The 20,817-nt window shown below is 67.6% G+C and carries 17 protein-coding genes and 4 pseudogenes; 7 read left to right on the forward strand and 14 right to left on the reverse strand.

The features are described 5' to 3' along the window. The first annotated feature begins 75 nt into the window (after positions 1 to 75). Positions 76 to 1,005, forward strand: a complete 930-nt coding sequence (locus tag ACFUJY_RS29940) for an NADP-dependent oxidoreductase (RefSeq protein WP_383305471.1) — start codon at positions 76 to 78, stop codon at positions 1,003 to 1,005. Positions 1,006 to 1,045: 40 nt separating this feature from the next. Here the strand turns inward: ACFUJY_RS29940 and ACFUJY_RS29945 are convergent, their stop codons facing one another. Beyond that, entirely contained in the window at positions 1,046 to 1,171 is a 126-nt protein-coding gene (locus tag ACFUJY_RS29945) for a hypothetical protein (protein ID WP_383305473.1), read from the reverse strand. Between the two features lie 108 nt (positions 1,172 to 1,279). Between ACFUJY_RS29945 and ACFUJY_RS29950 the strand changes: the two genes are divergently transcribed. Continuing rightward, positions 1,280 to 1,795 carry a GNAT family N-acetyltransferase gene (locus ACFUJY_RS29950; RefSeq protein ID WP_383305475.1) on the forward strand — a complete coding sequence of 172 codons (516 nt, stop codon included), beginning with the start codon at positions 1,280 to 1,282 and terminating at the stop codon, positions 1,793 to 1,795. 128 nt (positions 1,796 to 1,923) lie between these two features. On the opposite strand, the gene ACFUJY_RS29955 is transcribed toward ACFUJY_RS29950, so the two are convergent. After that, positions 1,924 to 2,067, reverse strand: coding sequence for a hypothetical protein (locus tag ACFUJY_RS29955; protein ID WP_383305477.1), 144 nt, complete (start codon positions 2,065 to 2,067; stop codon positions 1,924 to 1,926). Between the two features lie 1,142 nt (positions 2,068 to 3,209). Next, on the reverse strand, positions 3,210 to 3,611 hold the full coding sequence (locus tag ACFUJY_RS29960) for a hypothetical protein (protein ID WP_383305479.1): 402 nt from the start codon (positions 3,609 to 3,611) through the stop codon (positions 3,210 to 3,212). A gap of 127 nt (positions 3,612 to 3,738) precedes the next feature. Between ACFUJY_RS29960 and ACFUJY_RS29965 the strand changes: the two are divergent. Then, a pseudogene (locus ACFUJY_RS29965) lies at positions 3,739 to 4,132 on the forward strand (transposase); the annotation flags it as partial. Positions 4,133 to 4,214: 82 nt separating this feature from the next. Here ACFUJY_RS29965 and ACFUJY_RS29970 read toward each other — a convergent pair. After that, positions 4,215 to 5,567, reverse strand: coding sequence for an MFS transporter (locus ACFUJY_RS29970; protein WP_383305481.1), 1,353 nt, complete (start codon positions 5,565 to 5,567; stop codon positions 4,215 to 4,217). A 272-nt stretch (positions 5,568 to 5,839) separates the two neighbouring features. Between ACFUJY_RS29970 and ACFUJY_RS29975 the strand changes: the two genes are divergently transcribed. Further along, a complete protein-coding gene (locus ACFUJY_RS29975; protein WP_383305483.1) occupies positions 5,840 to 6,178 on the forward strand; it encodes an ArsR/SmtB family transcription factor in 339 nt (112 codons plus the stop codon). A 70-nt stretch (positions 6,179 to 6,248) separates the two neighbouring features. On the opposite strand, the pseudogene ACFUJY_RS29980 reads toward ACFUJY_RS29975, so the two are convergent. The 7 genes and pseudogenes from ACFUJY_RS29980 to ACFUJY_RS30010 form a co-directional block, all read right to left on the reverse strand. Continuing rightward, a pseudogene (locus tag ACFUJY_RS29980) lies at positions 6,249 to 7,124 on the reverse strand (IS5 family transposase). A 271-nt stretch (positions 7,125 to 7,395) separates the two neighbouring features. Then, positions 7,396 to 8,337 carry an RNA-binding protein gene (locus tag ACFUJY_RS29985; protein WP_383305485.1) on the reverse strand — a complete coding sequence of 314 codons (942 nt, stop codon included), beginning with the start codon at positions 8,335 to 8,337 and terminating at the stop codon, positions 7,396 to 7,398. A 610-nt stretch (positions 8,338 to 8,947) separates the two neighbouring features. After that, positions 8,948 to 9,141 (reverse strand): annotated as a pseudogene (locus ACFUJY_RS29990) (IS5/IS1182 family transposase); the annotation flags it as partial. Positions 9,142 to 9,362: 221 nt separating this feature from the next. Beyond that, positions 9,363 to 9,920 (reverse strand): annotated as a pseudogene (locus ACFUJY_RS29995) (GNAT family N-acetyltransferase). 222 nt (positions 9,921 to 10,142) lie between these two features. Beyond that, on the reverse strand, positions 10,143 to 10,484 hold the full coding sequence (locus ACFUJY_RS30000; RefSeq protein WP_383305487.1) for a DUF5713 family protein: 342 nt from the start codon (positions 10,482 to 10,484) through the stop codon (positions 10,143 to 10,145). A gap of 639 nt (positions 10,485 to 11,123) precedes the next feature. Beyond that, on the reverse strand, positions 11,124 to 11,939 hold the full coding sequence (locus tag ACFUJY_RS30005) for an SAM-dependent methyltransferase (RefSeq protein ID WP_383305489.1): 816 nt from the start codon (positions 11,937 to 11,939) through the stop codon (positions 11,124 to 11,126). A gap of 309 nt (positions 11,940 to 12,248) precedes the next feature. Further along, positions 12,249 to 12,845: an AAA family ATPase gene (locus ACFUJY_RS30010; RefSeq protein ID WP_383305491.1), complete on the reverse strand. Its 597-nt coding sequence runs from the start codon at positions 12,843 to 12,845 to the stop codon at positions 12,249 to 12,251. Between the two features lie 288 nt (positions 12,846 to 13,133). On the opposite strand from ACFUJY_RS30010, the gene ACFUJY_RS30015 reads away from it, so the two are divergent. Continuing rightward, positions 13,134 to 13,271 carry a hypothetical protein gene (locus ACFUJY_RS30015; protein WP_383305493.1) on the forward strand — a complete coding sequence of 46 codons (138 nt, stop codon included), beginning with the start codon at positions 13,134 to 13,136 and terminating at the stop codon, positions 13,269 to 13,271. A 146-nt stretch (positions 13,272 to 13,417) separates the two neighbouring features. On the opposite strand, the gene ACFUJY_RS30020 is transcribed toward ACFUJY_RS30015, so the two are convergent. Next, positions 13,418 to 16,012 carry an ATP-binding protein gene (locus tag ACFUJY_RS30020; RefSeq protein ID WP_383305495.1) on the reverse strand — a complete coding sequence of 865 codons (2,595 nt, stop codon included), beginning with the start codon at positions 16,010 to 16,012 and terminating at the stop codon, positions 13,418 to 13,420. Positions 16,013 to 16,209: 197 nt separating this feature from the next. Here ACFUJY_RS30020 and ACFUJY_RS30025 point away from each other — a divergent pair, with 197 nt between their 5' ends. Both ACFUJY_RS30025 and ACFUJY_RS30030 read left to right on the forward strand, forming a co-directional pair. Further along, positions 16,210 to 16,569 (forward strand): peptidase inhibitor family I36 protein, encoded by a 360-nt coding sequence (locus ACFUJY_RS30025; RefSeq protein WP_383305497.1) that lies wholly within the window; start codon positions 16,210 to 16,212, stop codon positions 16,567 to 16,569. Positions 16,570 to 16,977: 408 nt separating this feature from the next. After that, positions 16,978 to 17,718 carry a hypothetical protein gene (locus tag ACFUJY_RS30030; protein ID WP_383305498.1) on the forward strand — a complete coding sequence of 247 codons (741 nt, stop codon included), beginning with the start codon at positions 16,978 to 16,980 and terminating at the stop codon, positions 17,716 to 17,718. 524 nt (positions 17,719 to 18,242) lie between these two features. Here the strand turns inward: ACFUJY_RS30030 and ACFUJY_RS30035 are convergent. Both ACFUJY_RS30035 and ACFUJY_RS30040 read right to left on the reverse strand, forming a co-directional pair. Then, the gene (locus tag ACFUJY_RS30035; protein WP_383305500.1) at positions 18,243 to 19,076 is read right to left on the reverse strand and encodes an aldo/keto reductase; all 834 of its coding nucleotides are present in this window, start codon (positions 19,074 to 19,076) and stop codon (positions 18,243 to 18,245) included. Between the two features lie 289 nt (positions 19,077 to 19,365). Beyond that, a complete protein-coding gene (locus ACFUJY_RS30040) occupies positions 19,366 to 20,571 on the reverse strand; it encodes an MFS transporter (protein ID WP_383305502.1) in 1,206 nt (401 codons plus the stop codon). Between the last annotated feature and the right edge of the window lie 246 nt (positions 20,572 to 20,817).

Consider the following 20,817-nt stretch of genomic DNA (forward strand, 5'->3'; position numbering starts at 1 on the left):
CGCATGAGACGCACGCGCATGAATAAGGGACCCTGGCGCATGGATCGTCTCCGTGAGTGACCGTAAGTTCACCGCATGAAGATGAAGACCGCGCGTATCCACGCGTTCGGCGATGCGTCCGTGATCCGCTACGACGACGTTCCGCGGCCGCGCCCGGGCACCGGTGAAGTGCTCGTCCGCGCCGCGGCGACTTCGTTCAACCCCACCGAAGCCGCCTTGCGCGCCGGGCTGCTGCAGACCTTCCTGCCCGTGGATCTCCCCTACACGTCGGGCTGGGACGTCGCCGGCACAGTGGCCGAGATCGGCCCGGGGACCGAAGGGTTCACCGTCGGCGACCGGGTCGTCGGGCGGCTGGAGGGAGCCGGTGCGGCTGCCGAGTACGTGCGAGCGCCGGGCGCATGGCTGGTTCCGGCACCGGCATCCGTTCCGCTCACGCACGCCGCAGCCCTGCCGTTGGCGGGCCTGACGGCCTGGCAGGCGGTGTTCGAGCACGGAAAGGTGTCCGCCGGCCAGCGCGTGCTGATCAACGGCGCGGGGGGAGGGGTCGGCGGTTTCGTGACGCAGCTCGCCAAGCACGCCGGAGCCGAGGTGACTGCCACGGCCAGCGCCCGCAGCGACCGGGCAGTCCGGCGGCACGGGGCGGACCACGTGATCGACTACACCGCCGGGCCCGTTGCCACCGCCCTCGACGCCCCTGTGGACACTCTGCTCAATCTCGTTCCGCTAAGTTCGCGTGATGCCATTGCTCTGGGATCCGTGGTTCGGCCGGGCGGGCGGATCGTCTCGGTCGCAACCCCTGTCGAACCGCCTGCCGACACCGGGGTGCGGGCGACGCACATAGTCGCCCGCAACGACGTGGTGCAGCTGGCTGCGCTTGTGGAGCTGGTCGACGCGGGGAAGATCGCACTCGACATCAGCGCCTCACATCCGCTGGCCGACCTCGCGGACATCCACCGCCTCAGTGAAGCCGGCCGTATCCGCGGCAAGGTCGTCATCATCCCCTGATTCCGGAGGCCGCACCCTGTCTCGGTTCCGATCACTTCTCTCACTCGGTCATGACGAACGAATCCATCACCGGGTCCAAGTGCTCACCCTCCAACAGCAGCCCGACCTCTCCGGGGCGCAAGCCCTTGTAGTTGCCGGCCCGCCCGGGGGCGTTCACGCACCTCATGAGCGACGGTCTGCACAGTAGATCGTTCGTCAGGAGTTGCCCGCGAAGGAGGCACCGACGGTGGGGAACGGAACTCGTCCTGGGCCCCTGTGCGATTACGGTGGCGCAATGGTGCACGTGCGGGAGATGGACGCGGCCGACGTCGAGGCCGTTTCGATGATCCGAGTCCGGGGATGGCAGGCGGCTTACGCCGGCATCGTTCCCGAGACGTATCTGGCTGCCATGACGGTGGAGGGCGATGCCGGTCAACGGCGGCAGTGGTTCGCTCAACCCGGACGACAGGCACGAGATCTTGTGGCGCTCGGTGACCGTGGCCCGGTGGGGTGGATCTGCTTCGGGCCGTGGCGGGGTGAAGCGCCTGGTCCGAGACGGGTTGGCGAGGTCTACGCCCTGTACTTCTTGCCGGATCTCATCGGCCAAGGCATCGGCCGGAGGCTTCTGGAGGAGGCCCACGCCCGGATGAAGAGCCTGGACTTCGAAGTCTCGGCCTTGTGGGTTCTCTCTGACAATCGACGAGGCCGACGCTTTTACGAGCGGTCTGGCTATCAAGCCGACGGTGCTACGCAGGACGACCCCTACGACGAGATGACGCTCACTGAGCTTCGCTACCAGCGTGTGCTCTGAGCCCTCTGTGGGCGCGCGATGCTCTGGCGGCGAGTCCGCCCCACTGGCGGAGCGCGGCGCGTTGGGTGACCCGGCGCTACCTGGGCGGAATCGCGGCAACCCTGCGAAACGTCGGCTCCGGTACGTCCTCAGCCGAAGGTGCCGTCGGCTCGGGCGAAGAAGCGTTCGCTGCCGTCGTGCTCGAAACGCACTTGCCCGTCAAACGGCGAGTCGGCGTGGGCGCACGCTCCCCAGTCCAGGCCTAGCTCGCCGCAGCGATCCAGAACCTGCATCCACCGCACTGCTCGTCGAACCATTCGTCCCGATAGCCGGGGCCCCGGGTGGAGCGGTTGAGTCGTCGCAACCAGCGCTCGTGCACCGCGTCGCCTGCCCGCAGCCCGTCTGGTGCCATCTGCTACCGCCCCCTTGCCGAATGCGCAAGGTCAATCTGTACGGAGTCGGCGTGTGATCCGCCAGCCGATTTCTGCGAGCCGCAGACGATTGGCTCCGCCTGTCGCAGGCATCCTCTGTACAGGTCACCGAGCGCCGGACTTCTGTGCCATGCACCGAACGACGCCAGCGAGTACGCCACCTGCACGGTGAGCGTACGAGAAATGCATGGTCACTGGCGGTAGAACGCCGACGAGGAGGGGTCGATGTCCGAACGCTCCGACGCGGTCACCGTCCTGGCCGCATCCCGCTCCGTGCTCCCGCCGTCGCAGGAACTCAAGCGGCTGCCAGTTGCGCACGACCTCACGATGGACGACGTCGTCCGAGCGCTGAAGGGGCGACGGGCCACGGTCTTGAGCACCCCGAGCCGGTCATCCGGTCCCTCGCGGCGTGACGGGCGATTTGCGCGTGGCGGCGAACGCGGCCGCACGGAGTCGAAGGTGTCTCCTCGAGTGCGAGGGGCTGCGTAAAGATCGCATCCTCCAACTCGGCTGCTCGTAGGATTAGTTCACGACCAAGGTGGCAGGCTCATTGGCCGGATTGCTTGATGACAGCGTCGACGGAATGAGAAAAGGGGCCTTGTGTCGGACAGAGACGACGAGATGCTTGTCTGGTTCCTCGCCGGGCGGGTGCGGGCTTCATCCTGGTTGCCAAGATTCACTCCGTTGGGGCCTTACCCCACGACGAGCTCATGAGGCTAGTGGTGTCCGTCGGCATTTCGGTTGGCGTCGGGTACCTGTTCGCAACCATCGGCGACCACCTACACGATGAGGTTGCCCGGGAAAGGATTTCTCGGGCAACCTACTGGACAACGGCATTCGGGATCGCCGTAGCAACATTCACGCTTCTGGGAGTTACGGGCGTAGACGATGTCTTCGCCTTGTTCCGAAGGGACGGCTGATACTCCAGCTGTGGATCGTGATCTTGATCGCGGTGCGGCCGCCGCGCGTTGAGCGGTCTCACGCTGGCATGATCGTCTCGCAAGTCACTTACTCGAGTCGGAGATGACGATGTCTACGGCGCTGACGTCCGGCCCCGGTGCGTTGACAGCGACGCGTACATTGAACTGACCGCGGTCGCCCACTCGGTGCACGAAGCGGGTCTGCTGCTCGACATCGCCGACTGCGATGCGCCCGTCGGGCAGCAGGAGGGTGCCGTCGAAGACTGTGGTGAACTCCGGGTCCGGGTGTTGGGCCTGCGGGTCATCAGACGGTGTGAAGAGGCGCACCTTGATCAACCCCTTCTGGGGACGAACCCGGACGGCCACGTGGGTGTCGCAACTGGCTGCAGGGGAGGCGTTCAGAGCGAGGGAGAGCGGCACCCAGTCGGTTGCCCCGAGGTGCAGAACGGGGTGATTGACGTAGATGTCGACGCCGGCGATCTGCATGGTGTTCCTCCTGCCTGGCATGGCTGTGGCCACCGTTGATCGTCAGGGTGTGAAGACACACGATCACGCGGTGGCCGCAGGTCACAGCGTAACCCCTGCCCGCTGGCAGGAAGGGCTCGAGGACCTGATGGGGCGCATGGCCGGACGGTTCGCGCGCGTGGAGGCCCGGCGCCGGACGGGACGGCTGGTGCTCGGGCTGCTGTCGGACCTGCCGCGCAAGAACCGCTGGACGATCGCCGAGTGGGCCCGGGAAGCGATACCGCATGACGTGCAGCATCTGCTGTGCCGGGGGCCCTGGGACGCCGGCGCGGCTCGGGACGACGTACGCGACTATGTTGTGGAGCAGCTGCACGATGAGCGGGCAATCCTCTGCATCGACGAACCCGGCGACCTGAAGAAGGGCCCTCACGTTCGGGGTGCAGCGTCGATACACCGGCACTGCCGGCCGGACCGAGAACTCTCAGGTCGTTGTCCACCTCGTCTGCGCAGGAGCGTGCGGTGACGCCGCGGTGGAGCGTGAGCCTTCTGGCGTGTATCGAAAGTGCTTCTCGGGGGTGTACCCGCCTGGTGGTGGCTGGCGAGGAGACTCCGAGCCTCGTGGGGTCAGGCTGCCGCTGCTGCGGCAGAGCGCCGTTCGGGCCGCGCGATGAGCCACCAGGCACCGAGGCCGCCCAGGAGATAAGCGACGCCGACCGCGAGGAAGGAGAGAGAGGCCCCGTGGTTCCAGTCGGTGATGGAGTTCAGGATGATGCCCATGACGGCGATCCCGACCAGTGAGCTGATCTGACGGTTGGCGTTGAGAACCGATCCGGCCACGTTCGCGTGCTCGGGGCCGGCAGCATCGACGAGCGCCGCTGTCATGCCGGGCGAGATGATGCCGGCGCCGAGGTTCGCCACGCCCACTGCAACGGCCACCACCCAGTAAGGGGTGCCCTGGGAGATGGTGACCATCGTCAGAGAGGCGACTCCGGCGAGCAGCAGGAATGTCGTCAGGAGGATGCCGTTGGAGAATCGGGCGGAGATGCGGGAGTAGACGATGTTGGCCACGGGAAAAAAGATCGTCATGGGGAGCAGCTCAAGGCCCGCCTCGAACGGGGATGCCCCGCGGGCGTGCTGGAGGTAGAGGCCGAGCATGAAGGTCGACCCGAACAGGGCAAAGTTGAAGAGGAAGCCAACGATGTTGGCGCCGGCAAAACTTGAGTGGCGAAAGAGGAGCCACGGCATCACGAGCTTGGTCGCGCGCCGCTCGCGGACAACGAGGGTGATGGCGGCCGCCGCAGCGACCGCGTAGGCGGCGATTACCGGCCCCGCTGCCCAGCCCAGTTGGGGACCTTCGATCAGGGCGAAGCTGATGGCGGCGAGGAGGAGGATCCAGGTGACGTGGCCGGGAATGGCCAGTCGCGTGGCATGGGTCCCGGCCGGCGCAATGTAGTGGTACGTCATGTACATACCGATGACGCCGATCGGCAGGTTCAGCAGGAAAATCGACTCCCAGCCGAACGCGCTCACCATCAGGCCACCGACGGTGGGGCCCAGCCCGGACGAGGTGGCGACGATCGCCGACCACAGGCCCAGCATTTTGGTGCGCTGGCGTTTCTCCGGGAAGGAGAAGACCAGCAGTGACAGGGAGCTGGGCATGAAGAGAGCCGCGCCAGCGCCCTGGACAAGGCGTGCTGCGATCAGGGTTTCGGGGTTGGGCGCCAGGGTGCACGCGAGTGAGGCGATGAAGAAGACACCCATCCCCCACAGGTAGATCTTCTTCGCGCCGATCCGGTTGGCCAGGCCGCCGGCGAGCATCAGGAGCGAGGCAAAGGTCAGCACGTAGCCGTCGACGATCCAGGTCAGCTGCGTCAGTGTGGTCCTCAGCTCCTCCTGAATGGTGGCACCGGCGACGTTGACCACGGTGACGTCGAGGGTTGCCATGACGAATCCCGTGGCGAGCGCCGTGACCTTCAAGCCGCTTGGTACCTCGCGCTTCTCCGGCGCAGGTGTGGGTGTCACTCCGGTGTGAACTGAAGTCATCTTTTCTCCTGCGGGGGTCTAGGCGGGGCTGCACCCGAGTGGGGCCGCAACCGCCCAACTGCAGTTCCAAATGGGCTTGCTCGGGCCTTCCGGTGCGTGCCCGACCACTGAACTGCATAGGATGATGACTGTCAAACGTTGATGAGTATCAACGTATTGCAATCATCGTAGTATGTTGGAGAAGAACGAGGAGGAGGTGAGCGGCCGTGACCGCACGGACCACTACGGAACGCATCACGGACCATCCCGACATGGAGGCCATCACCCTGCAGGGAGTGCTGGACGCGCTCGTGGACCCGGTCCGCCGGAGCATCGTGCGCCAACTCGTCCAGGCCCAGGACGACATGGCCTGCGGAACTTTCGACATCTCGGTCTCGCGCTCCACGGGCACCCATCACTTCAAGGTCCTGCGCCAAGCCGGCGTCATCCGCCAGTACTACGTCGGCACCTCACGCATGAACGAGCTGCGCGCCGACGACCTTGCCCTGCTCTTCCCCGGCCTGCTCACAGCCGTCGTCAACGCTTCGGCAGCCACGGAGAGCTGAACTGGGCCTGCACTCGCGTGAGCTGGTCGACCCTGCGCCCCGTACGGCTGCAGCGGTTGATGGTCAATGTTCACAGCCACTCATTGATGGCCGCGACGAGGACGGTCGCCTCGTAGCGGACGGCAAGCTTGTCGTATCGCGTAGAGACGGCACGGTGCTTCTTGAGGCGGTTGATTCCACACTCGACGGCGTGCCGCTCGCGGTAGTCAATCGGGTCGAAACGTGGTGGTCGGCCGCCCCGGGAGCCGAGCTTCTGGCGGTTGCGCGCCTGGTCGGCCTTGTCCGGGATGGCGCAGCAGATTCCTCGGCGGCGCAGGTAGGCACGGTTCTAGCGGGAGGCGTACGCCTTGTCCGCCCGCACGCGATCGGGGCGTACGCGCGGCCGACCCGGACCGATGCGGGGCACGCGGACTTTCTCCAGCACCGTTTCGAACTGCGGCGAGTCGCCACGCTGCCCTGCCGTCACCACGATCGACATGGGCCTTTGGCCCTGCTGGACGGCCAGGTGCAGCTTGGTGGTGAACCCGCCGCGCGAGCGGCCCAGCCCGTGATCGAGAGGCTCGGTGACCACGCCGCCCGGAGGTTCCTTCTGTAGGTCACCCTGTTTCCGAGCCCCGGCCGCATGCTGATGAGCACGGCACGCCGTGGAGTCGACGCTCAGTTCCCACGTGATCCCGCCTTTCGCGTCGGCCAGGGACTGGAGCCGGGTGAGGACCCGGTGCCAGGTACCGTCCCGTTGCCACCGGCGGAACAGGTCGTAGACCCGGCCCCACGGCCCGTACTCGACAGGCATGTCCCGCCACGGCACACCGGTACGGACCCGGAATCCTATGCCGTCGATCAGCTGCCGGCGAGGCCAGACAGGTGGCTGCCCCGCCTTCGTCCCCTTCGGCAACAACGGCTCCAGGACCGCCCACTGCTCGTCCGTGAGATCTCCCCGCCCCATGCACCATGATCACGCATCGCTCAAGATTCACTTTCGATACACGGCCTAGTCCCACGTTCGTGGACATGCGAGCCGACCGTTGCCGTGCCGCTTGCCTCCCTGACGACATAGCCTTTGCGACGCCGCGGGGGAGTGGGTTCGGGGCGTGAACCCGCGCTGTTCCGTCCGGCCGCCGAGGCTCTCGTGCCGGCAGACCGCGCCGGGAGGCCACCCGCGGAGTCATGGACGTCCGCCTGCCGTTGGTGCCGCTGCTTGTTTCTCCCCAGTCGAGTCACCATCGTGCGCGCAGCACGCCGTCACTGTCGGGTAGAGCGGCTCGGAGGAGTGGACTGCGCTCGTCGGCGTCGAGGGACAGGGCGCGGGCCGCTCGCGCATCGGCTATCAGGGCAACGAGCTCTTCGTACTGGGTCTCATCGGCGGTCACGTCTCTGATTGCTCCGTCCTTCGTCTCCCAGACGAATGCGATGTCCCATTCGGCCGGCAGCGCGGTCAGAACCGCGCCGACGTCGGTTTGCAGGTCCGGCCACACGGTCAGCAAGGCGCGCGGGCCGAGACCGGCACGCACCACGCTGAGGTTTTCCGTGGTGAGACGGTGCCAGCGCGTGGCTTCGACGAAGTGGGCTTCCTCCAGAAGCAGGCCTTGCCGCGTCGCCAGCTCGGTACGTACCGACGCCCAAAAGCCCTCGTCGGCGGCTTCTGTCACCTCTGGTTCCGCGACGTAGGGGGAGGCCACCAGCGGTTCCGCGAAGAGGCCGAGCTCCCGCGTGCGGGTAACGGCGTCCGTGCAGGGAAGGTCGCTGCCCACGTACACGTACTGGTCCCATCCGACGTGCACGGTAAAGACGTCTCCCGCCTCAAGCCGACACCAGGCTCCCTGCTCACGAAGCATGACGCGAATCAACTCCAGGGCCACCGCCAAGGAGACCTCGGCCCCGTCGTAGTAGCCGGTGAGGTCATCCGGGAAGAGACCACTGAGACCGTGTCCCTCGACCGCCGGCTGGGCGCCAAAGTGGACGAGCCCGGTGACGGAAGGCTCACGGATCTCCAGCCGGTCAATGCCTGCAACTTCTGCGAACGCAGAGATCGCCTGCAAATACGCGGCCTCGACCGGCCCTTGGTCACTGATCGCCTCCTCCGCGCCCTGGTAGTTGCCGTGTTCGTCACGGTCGGCGGGGTTGTACTTCGTGATCCGGTGAACGAAGGCGGGCGGCACGCTACTCCTGGACAAAGTTGAAGGTGCCGCCAGCGTAGGTCGCGACCCGAACTCTCAGCTCTCAATTTTGCCGCTCGGCCCGACAGACGCTTGCTCAGGAGCTGGGCACCGCGAGCATGGGTGAGTCGTTCCCATTCTGACGCCGCCATGCCATTACCTTAGGTCCGACTGCCCGGTGGGTGCCTGAATCTTCCCAACCCGCAGCAGTGACCGAGAAGTTGGCGCAGGAGCCCGGCCGATGTTTCCCGGCCGGGCATCACGCGTGGCGAGCGCGGCGGCGACGGCGTCGATGCTCTTGATGTTCATCGCCTCGGGCCTCTGCACGGGCCCAGTCGTCCGCCGGGCGCCCCTCAGGTGATCGACTACGGGCTCCCGGTTGCGGCGGAGGCACGTCACCGTGCGGAGGTCATCAACCGCGAGGTCTGCCCGGAGGCCCCTCACAAGGCTGCGGCGCTGCTGTATGAGCAGGCGAGAAGCCCGAGCTTGGAGGTGCGGGACCTGCCGTTCGCGGCCACGGTGACTGTGCGGCGTACCTGTCGGCACGCGGGATGCCGGTGAGCCCTGGCCGTGCCGCCGTCCTCTCGCTGCCCGCGCTGGTCGGTTCCCAGAGGGTCCTTCCGAAGGCATGGTCTGCCGGCCCGGAGGCCGGGGCCCCCTTTGACGGGTGCCGACGGCGTGCTGGTGGGCCCGGACGACGGTGGAGTCGACCGCGACGACCCGGCCCACGTTCAACTTCGGCGTCCGCCTGGGCGAGCAGTGCGGGAAGGCCTTCTCCCAGGTGCCGTCGATGGCCCACTTCCGCAGCAGGTTGTCGACGCCCTTCCACGCGATTGCGTCGATCACCTGCCGGTGATCCCGTCACCGCCCACCCCGCCTTGGCGTTCGGTCTGACATCAACGGTTCGAAGCGTGCCCACCGGGCGTCAAGCCAACGACACTGCCAGTCCAACGATCAGATGACCCGAAAAGTACGGCCTCATGCGGCCACCGCACCGTCTGCTTGGAGCTGAGCATCCACACCGTGCGCTATCGGGTGACTCGGCCGTTCCATTCATGGTCGAGAATCGCGTGGACGACGGAGTCTCGCCAGTGGCCGGCCTTCTGGACGTGCTCGCGGATGATTCCCTCCTCGGTCATCCCTGCGGCGGTCAGCGTCCTCGCCGACGCCTCGTTGTGAGGGGACCGTGCTCCCCAGATGCGGTGGAGGCCCAATTCCTCGAAGCCGAGACCGAGGAGCAGGCGCACGGTTTCAAGGCCGAGACCGGCCCCCCCAGGTCTCAGGGTGAAGGGCGAATCCCACCGTGGCCCCGCGTTGCTGATGTGGATCGGTGGCGAGACGCCCGAACCCGATCAGTTCTTCCGTGTCGGACCGGGCGACAGCCAGCGCGTACTCAGTACGTGGCGTCTCCGTGGCCGAGGCGCCGGACCGAGACACGATCTGCTCGACTTGCGCGCGCGTACGCGGTTCGAAGGACAGGTGCTCGGTCGCGGCAGCGCTGCCGTAGATGGCCAGCAGTGCGTCGACGTCCTCGGGGCGAGCTCGCGCAGATGGAGCCGAGGGCCGGAGCGGCTGATCGGGTACATGGCCCGGACTCTATCCCCGGGGCGGAGCGTGTCGAACGACGTGGAAGGCTTCGATCTCTGCAAAGTTTCCGGTCCACCACGGTGTCGCGTGCAGGGCTGATCAACCAGTGCCCCGGACCGCCTGATCCGCCTGCTGGACGATCTGCGTATCGCCGTTGCCGAGCGCGAGCTCCAATTCGACCGTGTGGTACGGCTGATCGGAGGTGGCTCTCCTGTCCTTGTTCACCAGTCCCGGCCGGCGGTCAGCTCCTCTGCGTCCGCTTCCGTGAAGGCGTAGGCCGACGCGACGAAGCAAAACTCGTCACAGATCCACTCCCGCGCCACCGTCTCGATCTCGCTTCCGGCCGCCACGAACTCGCTTTCCAACAGGTTGAACTCCTCCGTCGCAGCCTGGGTGAGTGCGTACAAGCTCTCCAGGTCCGGCGGTCGCTCGACCTCGATGCGCTCGCACAGCCGCAGCAGGATCGCCTTTCCCCGGTCGACCACGTGATCAGGGAAATTGAAGTCGTCGTACATCTGCTGGAGGAACGCGTGTCCCGCTACCTGCTGGTTTGTGATTGGCATGGCGCTTCCCCACCTCCACCCCTATGTGCCCCAGCAGGCCATCGAACGCTTCTTGCCAGCGGACAAGGGCCTACGCTGCGGCCGCAGCCATCACAGGCAGAAAGAGCGTTATGCAGATTCGCCGACGTCGCCACCCACAGCAATTCCCCCGCAGTACTCGGTCTCTCAGAATCCCGGGACGGGGATGAAGCTCGGCCACCACGGGGGCACGCCGTTGGGGCATTGAGGAGCGGCGGAGCCTCCCAAGAAGATCGAGAGGACGCACCAGACGATACCGAGGAACGTCACCGCGAGGGCAAGGGCATGGAGAAGGGGACGGTTCCCAAGAAGAGCGCCTACCGCGACCCATACCAGCAGCAGGGCCGTCCAGAGGCCCGGGATGAACAGCCACAGCAGGAAACCACTGTTGGCCGCGTCGTTCACCCCCACGTCACAGGCGGACCACGACCTGCCCAGAAGTACGGCAGCGGATCCCGAGAGAACCAGAGCCACTGCCGCCCCGAGCCACCCGTGCAGTCGTCGACTCCCCACGCACCCCCCGTTCACCATCCATTGCGGGAAGCCCTCGCCCTCCGGCACTGGCCAAAGGGAACGGACACCTCCAGAGCCCCGAGAGCCGGTCGGCGATGCCTTCCCTTCTCAGGCAGTTCCGCGCTTGACACCCAGGCCGCAACGGAACCCCATGTCGTCGGGTCCCTCGGACACCGATGCGTTCGGGCGCCAGCGGTCGACGGTCACCACTCCCGGTTCCAGCAGTTCCAGTCCCGTGAAGAATGCCTCGATCTGCTTCTGTGTGCGCAGCACCACGGGCTTGGAGACCTTGTTCTGCCGGTAGAAGGCCGATGCCTCCGCCGCCCTGACGGGATCTGCGTCACCGCAGGCATGGGACAACGCGACAAACGAGCCGGACGGAAGAGCGTCCACGAGAACCCGCAGGACGCCCGCCGGGTCCTCGTCTTCGTCGAGGAAGTGCAGGATCGCGGCCAGGACCAGGCCCACCGGACGTGTCATGTCGAGTGTCTCGGTCACCTCAGGCGATTCCAGTACCGCGCGCGGATCCCGCAGGTCGGCCTGCAGGTAGGTCGAGCGGCCCTCTGGTGAGACCGGGGTGAGCAGCGCCTCGGCATGTCGGAGCACCACCGGGTCGTTGTCCACGTAGACGATCCGAGCCGACGGCACCATGCCTTGAGCGATCTCGTGCAGGTTGGGCCGGGTGGGGATGCCAGTGCCGATATCCAGGAACTGTGTGATGCCCCCTTCCTTCACCATATGCCGTACAGCGCGCGCCATCCATGCCCGGTTCTGCTGCGCACTCCGCTGGATCTCCGGCCAGCGCTGGGCGATGCCCTCCGCGACGGCTTGGTCCACCGGGTAGTTGTCCTTGCCACCCAATAGGCTGTCGTAGACCCGCGCCGGGTGCGGCTTTCCCTGTTCGAATGACCCGTCGGGGGACACACGACCTCCTTCGCGCGATGGCACGTTCGGTTCACACAACAACGCTCTGGCCAGAGCCATTTGAACATACTGTGTAGTGCGAACCTACCCTTGCTCCCGGGCCGTCTCCGCCTGGTCCGTATCGTCGCGGCCGACGAGCCGACCGTCCCGCAGGTCGCGGAGTTCCTGACACGGAACCGGACACCGAGCGGCCTGCTCACGGTTCTGCACATGCCCGGACAGGCGCCCGAGTGCTGATGCTCACCGAGTCGGGTGACTGAGCCCCCCGCCTCCGGCGTCGTAGCGCGTCTGATGGTGCGAGGGGTCGGCTCAGCGGTCGATGGGAGGCACCTGGTCCAGTCCGCTTTCGCGCAGGATCTGCTCGATGGTGTCGTCCAGGGCGCTGCTCTCGTCGATGACCGTTTCCAGCGCGTCGGGAAGCAGGTCTCTTTCCCGAAACCAGTCGCGCAGATGACGGGGGGTGACGTGCCGAAGATACTCGGCATCCGCCTTTGTAGCGTGCCGGCGCACTGTCTCCGCGTAGGGCACGTCCAGGTAGTAGCAGCGTGATACGCCGCAGTGGGCGTGGACCAGGTTCTGGAGCATGGGGCCGTAGCGGTCGGCGTACAGGATGCCTTCGACGACGACGTGGAAGCCGTTGTCCAGGGCATAGCGGGTGGTGAGGTCGATCAGCCCGATGTTCGCCGCGCCGGGTCGGTCCCGTTCGCGGAGCACGATGCGTCGCAGGTTGTCCTGGCCGACGATGGCGAGGTTGCGTCCGAAGCGCTCGCGCAGGCCAGCTGCGACCGAGGATTTGCCCGAAGCACTGTTGCCCCGGACCACGATCAGGCGCGTGTCTCGCGTTCCCACCGTGTGCGGGAGGCTTGGCGTCATCCGCTGAGCCCGGTGCTCCGGTGCTGGGTCCATCGGCAGGGTCCTTCCGGGGGCGTGGCCACAGTCGCCTGGGCCTTCGCGGTCCGCTCAGCCAAGAATATGCGTCATGCCCGCGCCATTCGCCAACCGTCTCGACGGCGGCATCGGAACTCCTCCTGGAGGCGCCTTTCCCTGACGACGCCCGCGCGGATCTACACCGAGCCCGTCGGATGGACTGCCGAACGTCCGGCGCCGTGTCGTCGCAGCCGTGACGCTGATCGTAGGGTCCGACTGGGGGCGGTGGGATGCGGAGCAGGAGCGAAACGATCGACCGTGGTCGTGGTGACCGCAGACTCCACCGGCACGGCCGACCGCCGCGGTGCCATGGTGATCGCGATCGGTGCCGCCGGCATCGCGCCCCTGCGTACCTCGGAGGACGTCGAGCCCGATGGCCGGGGCAAGCGCACGAGGAGACGTTGACCGAGCCGGTAGCCGCAGCCGCCCGGCTGGTCTTGCGCCCGCGAAGTCGCGGCGCGCGCGTGGCTCCTGCGGGCGTGGCGTAGAAACGCGGCGATGAGGGCGTGTCCTCGATGCCTCATCACGCCTCGGCCGGTGACAGCCTCGGGTCATTGGGCAGCCTCCTTGCGGAGACCGGCGACGGATGGGCTTCCATGCCGACTTGCCGGGTGAGGTCCGGGAATGGTGTGTGAAGGAACCCGATGGGCTGCGAAGGCTCTCTCCAGCGTCCGGCGCAGGCCGAGGTGCTGCCCCTCCTGGTACGCCCTTCGGTACTCGCTCTCGCCCAGCAGCCGGTGCGCGCTGTGGAGCACGCGCTCACGATGGGTGGTCAAGAGCACGAACCCGAAGAGGCGAGGGGCGCCGGACGGGTGCCACACGCGGTCCACCGCCCCCAGCACGACTGCCGCTGAGCGCGGGTCGCCACAGGAGGAGAGCACCCAGGCCAGGGTCTCGCTGAGGGCCGCCTCTCCCAAATGCTCGTCGATCTCTCTCGCGTGCCGGAGAGCGCGCTCGAGGGGCTCCAGGGCGAGGTCCGGCCGCCCCGCGTCGCTGTGATTGACGGCCAGGGCCCACAGGAGATAGCACCGATGCCATACGTCGCCCCGGGCCTCGGACATCCCCAGCGCCTGTTCGAGTAACCCGGTAGAGCGGGCGTGATCCCCCTGCATCACGGCGGCGAAGCCGAGCTGCGCGATGCACTGTTCCCGAGTCAACAGCGCGTCGGACCACTGACCGGTGGTCAGAGAGGCTTCCGTGAACTTCACGGCGGTCTCCGTGTCTCCCGCGAACAGGGCAGGAAGAGCACGCAACTGAAGGAACGCCGCTGTCAGTTGTTCGGGAGTCGGGTGGTCCGCGTGGTCACCCGCAGGGGCGGCTTTCACAGCAGGCACATCCGGCAGGGCCCTTTCTCCTCGCGTGATCACCTTTCGAGCGCCGTCGTGATCACCCTGGAGAAGCAACAGGAACCCAGCCACCCACACGGCCTGGCACCACAGGAGGGCGGTCTCGGGGGAGGGAGGGCGGGGATGGCGTTCGAGAATGCCGCGCATCCAGCCCGCGCCCTCGCCCACATTGGCCGAGGTCAGACAATGCAGCCAGAAGCCGAGACATGCGTGCAGCACCATCGCCGCAGGCTCGCCGGGAGGTGCGGGCGAGGTGGCGATCTGCCGGAGGTTGGAGTGCTCCACCCGCAGTCGGCGTAGCCACGATGCCTGTGCGGGCGAGCCGTACGCGAGCCCCGCCCGCGCAGCGAGCCGGAGATACCAGGCACGGTGGCGACGCAGAGCCGACTGGGCCCGTCCGCTCTCCACGAGGCGCTCCTGGCCGTAGGAGCGAACGGTCTCCAGCATGTGCAGACGGGTACAGCCTTCGGTCTCGATACGTGTGAGGAGCGACTTGTCCATGAGCCCGACCAGGGCCTCGAATGCCTCACCCCCGCCCATCGACCCCGCAGTGTCCTGCCCGGCGGGGCCACAGAGCTGTTCCGCGTCGGTCAGCAGCACCCCACCGGTACACAGCGACAGCTGCTCCCAGGCCCGTCTTTCGGCCTCGGTGCACAACTCGTAACTCCAGTCGAAGAGCGCGCGCAAAGCCTGGTGGCGAGGGGGCGCGATGCGCTCCCCGGCGCTGGGGCCCAGAAGGCGGAACCTGTGGTCGAGCCGCTTCACAAGCTCCTCGGGGGCCAGGGTGCGCAAGCGCCGCGCGGCGATCTCCAAGGCGAGAGGAAGTCCATCCAGCCTTCGGCACACCTGGGCAACCACGTGCCGGTTCGCATCAGTCACCCGGAAGCCGGGAGACGCGGCCTCGGCCCTGTCGGCGAAGAGCGTCATGGCAGGCGAATCCACGCCGCACGCTCCTGGGGCGCGCTCGTCTCCAGGCGTCCGACTGGGCGACTGCGGCGGGGGCAGGGGAGGAAGCTCCAGCGGTCTCACCTGCAGCACATGCTCCGAGCCGAGATTGATGGGCTGTCTGCTGGTCGCAAGGACACGCAGTTTCGGCAACACCGGCAGCAGGCCCTGAATGGTGCGCGCGCAGCCACCGAGCACATGCTCGCAGTTGTCGAGGAGAAGGAGCACGCACCGCCCACGCAACGCCGCCGCGAGCGCGCTCAGGGGGTCCTGCCCCGCCCTGGCATGTACGCCGACGGCGGAGGCAACCGCTTCCGGAACAGCGTGGTCGCTGCTGAGTTCAGCCAGTTCCGCACAGTAGGTGCCGTCCGTGAACCGCTCGCCCACCTCTCGTACGACCCGCCCGGCCAGTCGCGTCTTGCCCACACCGCCCACGCCGACCAGCGTGACCAGTCGACTGTGCTCCAGCAGAGCAGCGGCTTGGGTCAACTCGGTCTCCCGGCCCACGAAGCTGGTGGTCTCCACGCCGCCGAAGCCCGGCGGGGTGGCCGGGTGGGTGTGCCGTGCTTCCTGGGGTTGGTTCAGCTCGTTCCGTACACGCTCCCAACATTCCTCCCACCACCGCGGGTCGCCACCGCACGCACGAACATAGGCGAGGAGGACTTCACGGCTGGGCAGCCGCCGGCCGGCCGCGGCCTGGGACAGCGCACTTTGCGAGAAACGGGTCGAGGCGGCCATCTCTGCGTAGGTGAGCCGAACTCTGCTACGCAGCGCACGCAGATCCAATGCGAAGCGTTCCAGAGGCCCGGCCTCAGGATTCAGCGGCTGTTCCGGACGGCCCGGCCTTCCTGCCAACGCGCTCCACCCTCCGAATGGTCCGATTGATTCGTTGATTATGGCCGTCCTGCCGGCCTGGCGAACAACTCTCGCTTCCCGGAACCTCGAGTTGACGCAGATGCCTTACCGAGGGCCGAAATGCACCCTTCGAAGCCGCGGTCGGCACCTGCCGCAGAGCACATTCCTGCTCCCCGAATCGACAGAGGAGAATTCCCATGCGCCTTACCCGTGTCCTGCCGTTGGTCGCCGCAGCCGTCGCGACCGTATTCCTCGGCCCGGTTTCGCCCGCCCAGGCCGCCACCGCCGACTGCCCGTCCGGCTACCTCTGCGTCTGGGACCAGACCTCCTACAACGGCCACATGTACAAGTTCAGCGGCTCCAACTCCGACTGGAGCGCCTGGGCCATCAACAACCACGACTCGTCCTGGTACAACCACGGGACCTCCGGGCTGAATGCCTGCGTCTGGCAGGGCTACTACTACACGGGCTCGGTCAAGGTCGTGGCGCCGGGCACCTCGTCCCCGCAGGACGCCGCCCATGCCCACCTGGGCAGTTCCAACAACTGGGGCTGCTGAAGCCCCGGATGCCGCGGCCCGGAAATCCTCCGGGCCGTCGGCGCCCTCACGAAGACCGGGCTCGACCGCGGCCGTCCGGCAGGGGGCCGACGGTGGGATGACGAAAGAGGTCGACGAGTCATGGCATTGACCACTGCTGCCGGGCCGGCGCGCCCACGCCGGGCGACAACCCGGGACGGGGTCGAGCCCGCGCCCGCTTCGCCTCGGCGGAAGCTCCGGGGTTCTGGCGCGTGCCTGCTGATAGCTCTCAACCTGCTTTTCACCGGTTGCGGAAGCAGCGAACCGCCTGGGGTCGCTTCGGCGCCCTTGCCTGCGGCCCCAGCGGTTTTTCAGGACGCCCAGGGGGATCTGACCCCGGAGGCCGCACGGTATCTGTACCTCGCCGAAGGCCGCTTGGTGGCACAGTGCATGGCCGATGCCGGATTCAGATATGTGGTGCGCCGGCCTCCCGAACAAGCTCTGGCAGGGGCCGGCGCCGACTACGGCCGTCTGAGCGTCACCACCGCGCGCCGGTACGGATACGGTTCACCCTCGCGAGCGAACGATGCGATCAGCCAATTCGTGTCCGACGACCCGAACCAGATCTATCTGGCATCACTTTCAGAAAGCCGGCGGCAGGCCTACCCCGTCGCGCTGTTCGGGCACGATGACACCCGCATCACCATCGACGTTCCCGACGGCGAGAGCATCACCACCAACCGCGACGGCTGCACGTCCCAGGCCCGGCGCTCGCTCTACGGACCGGATCTCGCGGCCTGGCTGCGCAACCAGTTCATCGCCAACAACCTCAATCTCGAGGTCCACCGCCGTGTCACCTCCGATGCCTCCTACCTCGCGGCGGTGAACGAGTGGCGGAACTGCATGAAGGGCCGACACCGGGCGTTCGCGACGCCAGAGGCCGCGCGTCGGGCCGCCGCACGATCTCGTGGTGGCGAAGAGGTCGATGCCAGCCCAGCCGCCACCGAGATCGCGATCGCGGTGGCGGACGCCGAGTGCCAGCGGGGGAGCCGGCTGGTTGACGTCGCCGAGCGCTTGGACCGCCGTTACCGCACCAACGTCTCGGTGGACCGCTCATCGGAGATCAGCGACTACCGCCTGGCTCGTGCCGAAGCGGTACGGCGTGCACCGGGACTTCTGCAGACCCGCTGACCTCGGCACCAGCGTGTCTGGCCGGAGGGCTGGACTGTACGCAGCCACTTGGTCCTGGGCAGCTCGCGGAGTTGATCTGGGCCAGGGCAAGTACCAGCCCACCGGTGGCTGCTCCCTGAGTCGGACTTCTTTGCGGTCAAGCAGGAGCCCGGGAGGTGCACAGGTTCGGGGTCAGGACGCCGGCCGAGTTCCCCGCCCCGGGAACGATCGTCCGAGTCAATGTCGCGCAGGCCCGCGATCCGGTCTTGCGTACGGCGTGGCAGGCCATGACCCAGTACGGGCTGCTGCCCAAGCCCGATGGAGCCGCGCCGTATCGGCGGGACCGTGACGTCGGCCCTTCGCTCGGTGGTCCGTCGAAGAGCGGGCGCGCGAGCAGGTCTCGAGTGCTGGGGGAGCAGCCTTTCACCGGCACAGCTGTCGAGGCTGGATTCCGGCGGCCACGGAAACGCACGGGAGGCTCGCGCGGACGGGGACCCGCTGTCCCGTCCGCGCGAGCCCGCGGCAGCCTGTGGAGGCCGGTCGGATCAGTTGAGCTGGTCCGGGTGGGGGCCGGTGCGCAGGTCGCGGTCGAGACCGGCGATCGTGGTCATCTCGTCCTCGGTGAGGGTGAAGTCGAAGACGTCGAGGTTCTGCCGGATGCGCAAGGGCGTCACCGACTTGGGGATGACGATGTTGCCGAGCTGGAGGTGCCAGCGCAGGACGACCTGGGCGGGGGACTTGCCGTGCCGGCCGGCGATGGCCGTGACGGCCTCGTCCTTGAGGACGGCGCCCTGGGCGAGCGGGCTCCACGCCTCGGTGGCGATGCCCAGCTCGGCGTGTGTGGCGCGCAGTTCGTTCTGCTGCAAGCCCGGGTGCAGCTCGACCTGGTTGACGGCCGGGACGACCTCGGCGCCGTCGATCAGCCGCTTCAGGTGGTCGGGCTGGAAGTTGGAGACACCCGCAGCACGGACCCGGCCGTCGGCGACGAGCCTCTCGATGGCCTTCCAGGTGTCCTTGTACAGGTCGCGGGCCGGGGTCGGCCAGTGGATGAGGTACATGTCGACGTACTCGAGGCCGAGCTTGGCCAGGCTGTCGTCGAAGGCGCGAAGCGTGGCGTCGTAGCCCTGGTCGGCGTTCCACAGCTTGGTGGTGACGAACAGCTCCTCGCGGGCGATCCCGGAGTTCGCGAGGGCCGTGCCGACGCCGGACTCGTTGCCGTAGATCGCGGCGGTGTCGATCGAGCGGTAACCGGCCTCCAGTGCGGAGGTGACGGCGGCAGCGGTCTCGGCGTCGGGGACCTGGAAGACGCCGAAGCCGAGCTGCGGGATCTCGATGCCGTTGTTGAGGGCGACTGTGGGGACGGTGGTGTTCGGTGCCATGGTGCGTGTGGCCTTTCGGTGGTACGGGTCGTACGGGCGTGCTGGGGATCAGGGAGTGTCGGACGGTCTCGGCGCCGATGAGCCGGTCGTCGCGGCGGAGGGCGAGCAGGCCGGCGCCCACGTCGAGGGACGACGACGCTGACGTTGACTGCGGCGGCCTCGGCGGCCTCGGCGGCACGACGGGCGGACACGACCGGGTCCTCGGTGTTCTGTGTGGTCAGCGGCGGGGGCGGTGGCGCTCGGCGGGCTTCCCTCGGAGCCGTACCCCGGGGGCGAGGGTGGGGCCGGATCAGACCGTGGCCGGGGTGGACCCGGCCGCCGAGGACCCGGCGACGACTCGGCCCGCCCTGCGGTCGCGCCGGTGCAGGTGGGCGGCGAGGAAGGCGAGCAGCAGCGCCGTGGCGGAGAGGATGGCGCCGACCCAGTTCGGGGCGGTGTAGCCGAGGCCTGCGGCGATGACGACACCGCCGAGCCAGGAGGCGAGGGCGTTGCCGAGGTTGAAGGCGCCGATGTTGGCGGCGGAGGCCATCGTCGGTGCGGCGGAGGCCTGGTCGAGCACCCACTTCTGCAGCGGCGGTACGGTCGCGAAGCCGAGAGCGCCGATCAGCGAGAGGGTGATCGCGGCGAGTGCCTTGTTGTGCGCGGTCGCCGTGAACAGCAGCAGGGCGGCGGTCAGGGCGGCCAGGGCGGTGAAGAGCATGGGCATCAGGGCCCGGTCGGCGAACTTGCCGCCGATCAGGTTGCCCAGGAACATGCCGACGCCGAACAGGACGAGCAGCCAGGTCACGGCTCCCTCGCTGTAACCGGCGACCTCGGTCATCATCGGAGTGATGTAGGTGATCGCAGCGAACACACCTCCGTACCCGAGGACGGTCATCGCCATGGCGAGCCAGACCTGGACGTTGCGGAACGTGGCGAACTCGCCGCGGACGCTCACCGACTCCGGCCGGCCGGTCTCGGGGACGAGCTTGGCGACGCCGAGGAGACCGATGACGCCGAGCGCGGCGACGATCGCGAAGGTGACGCGCCAGCCGGCGACCTGGCCGACGTACGTACCGATGGGGACGCCGACGACATTGGCCAGGGTCAGGCCCATGAACATCAGGGAGATCGCGGAGGCCTTCTTCTGCGGGGCGACGAGGCCGGCGGCTACGACGGAGCCGATGCCGAAGAACGCTCCGTGCGCGAGCGAGGCGACGACCCGGCCGGTCAGCATGAGGCCGAAGCTGGGGGCGGAGGCGGAGAGGGCGTTGCCGGCGATGAACAGCCCCATGAGGAACATGAGCATCTTCTTGCGGGAGACCCGGGTGCCGAGCACGGTGAGCAGGGGGGCGCCGAGGACGACGCCGAACGCGTATCCGGAGACCAGCCAGCCGGCCGTGGGAATGGTGACGCCGAAGTCTTCTGCGACCTCGGGCAGCACACCCATGATCACGAACTCGGTGGTGCCGATCCCGAAGGCCCCGATGGCGAGGGCCAGGAGCGCGAGAGGCATGGGGGAGTACCTTCCAGTGGTTGCATGTGGCGGTTGCGCTCTAAAACAATAATTGCAGACGCGGTATAAGCGCAAGCGCCTTCAATCATTGGTCGCGTTTGCCGTCGCGTGCAACTGTCGCGTGACCGCCCGGCGAGGCGGCTGCCTCCGCCGTCGCTCGCCTCAGCGACCGCCGCCTGCTCTTCCGGCCGCACGACCCGCAGGGGGCGCGTCCACCCGCCTCGCCGAACGAGGGGGACGACTTCT

Source organism: Streptomyces sp. NPDC057249 (assembly GCF_042669245.1).
GTDB lineage: Bacteria > Actinomycetota > Actinomycetes > Streptomycetales > Streptomycetaceae > Streptomyces.

Excerpts from the sequence above, each read along its gene's own strand:
- ACFUJY_RS29940 (WP_383305471.1), top strand. The coding sequence starts at position 76 with ATGAAGATGAAGACCGCGCGTATCCACGCGTTCGGCGATGCGTCCGTG.
- ACFUJY_RS29945 (WP_383305473.1), bottom strand. The coding sequence starts at position 1,171 with ATGAGGTGCGTGAACGCCCCCGGGCGGGCCGGCAACTACAAGGGCTTG.
- ACFUJY_RS29950 (WP_383305475.1), top strand. The coding sequence starts at position 1,280 with ATGGTGCACGTGCGGGAGATGGACGCGGCCGACGTCGAGGCCGTTTCG.
- ACFUJY_RS29955 (WP_383305477.1), bottom strand. The coding sequence starts at position 2,067 with ATGCAGGTTCTGGATCGCTGCGGCGAGCTAGGCCTGGACTGGGGAGCG.
- ACFUJY_RS29960 (WP_383305479.1), bottom strand. The coding sequence starts at position 3,611 with ATGCAGATCGCCGGCGTCGACATCTACGTCAATCACCCCGTTCTGCAC.
- ACFUJY_RS30000 (WP_383305487.1), bottom strand. The coding sequence starts at position 10,484 with ATGCCAATCACAAACCAGCAGGTAGCGGGACACGCGTTCCTCCAGCAG.
- ACFUJY_RS30010 (WP_383305491.1), bottom strand. The coding sequence starts at position 12,845 with ATGGACCCAGCACCGGAGCACCGGGCTCAGCGGATGACGCCAAGCCTC.
- ACFUJY_RS30025 (WP_383305497.1), top strand. The coding sequence starts at position 16,210 with ATGCGCCTTACCCGTGTCCTGCCGTTGGTCGCCGCAGCCGTCGCGACC.
- ACFUJY_RS30030 (WP_383305498.1), top strand. The coding sequence starts at position 16,978 with ATGGCCGATGCCGGATTCAGATATGTGGTGCGCCGGCCTCCCGAACAA.
- ACFUJY_RS30035 (WP_383305500.1), bottom strand. The coding sequence starts at position 19,076 with ATGGCACCGAACACCACCGTCCCCACAGTCGCCCTCAACAACGGCATC.
- ACFUJY_RS30040 (WP_383305502.1), bottom strand. The coding sequence starts at position 20,571 with ATGCCTCTCGCGCTCCTGGCCCTCGCCATCGGGGCCTTCGGGATCGGC.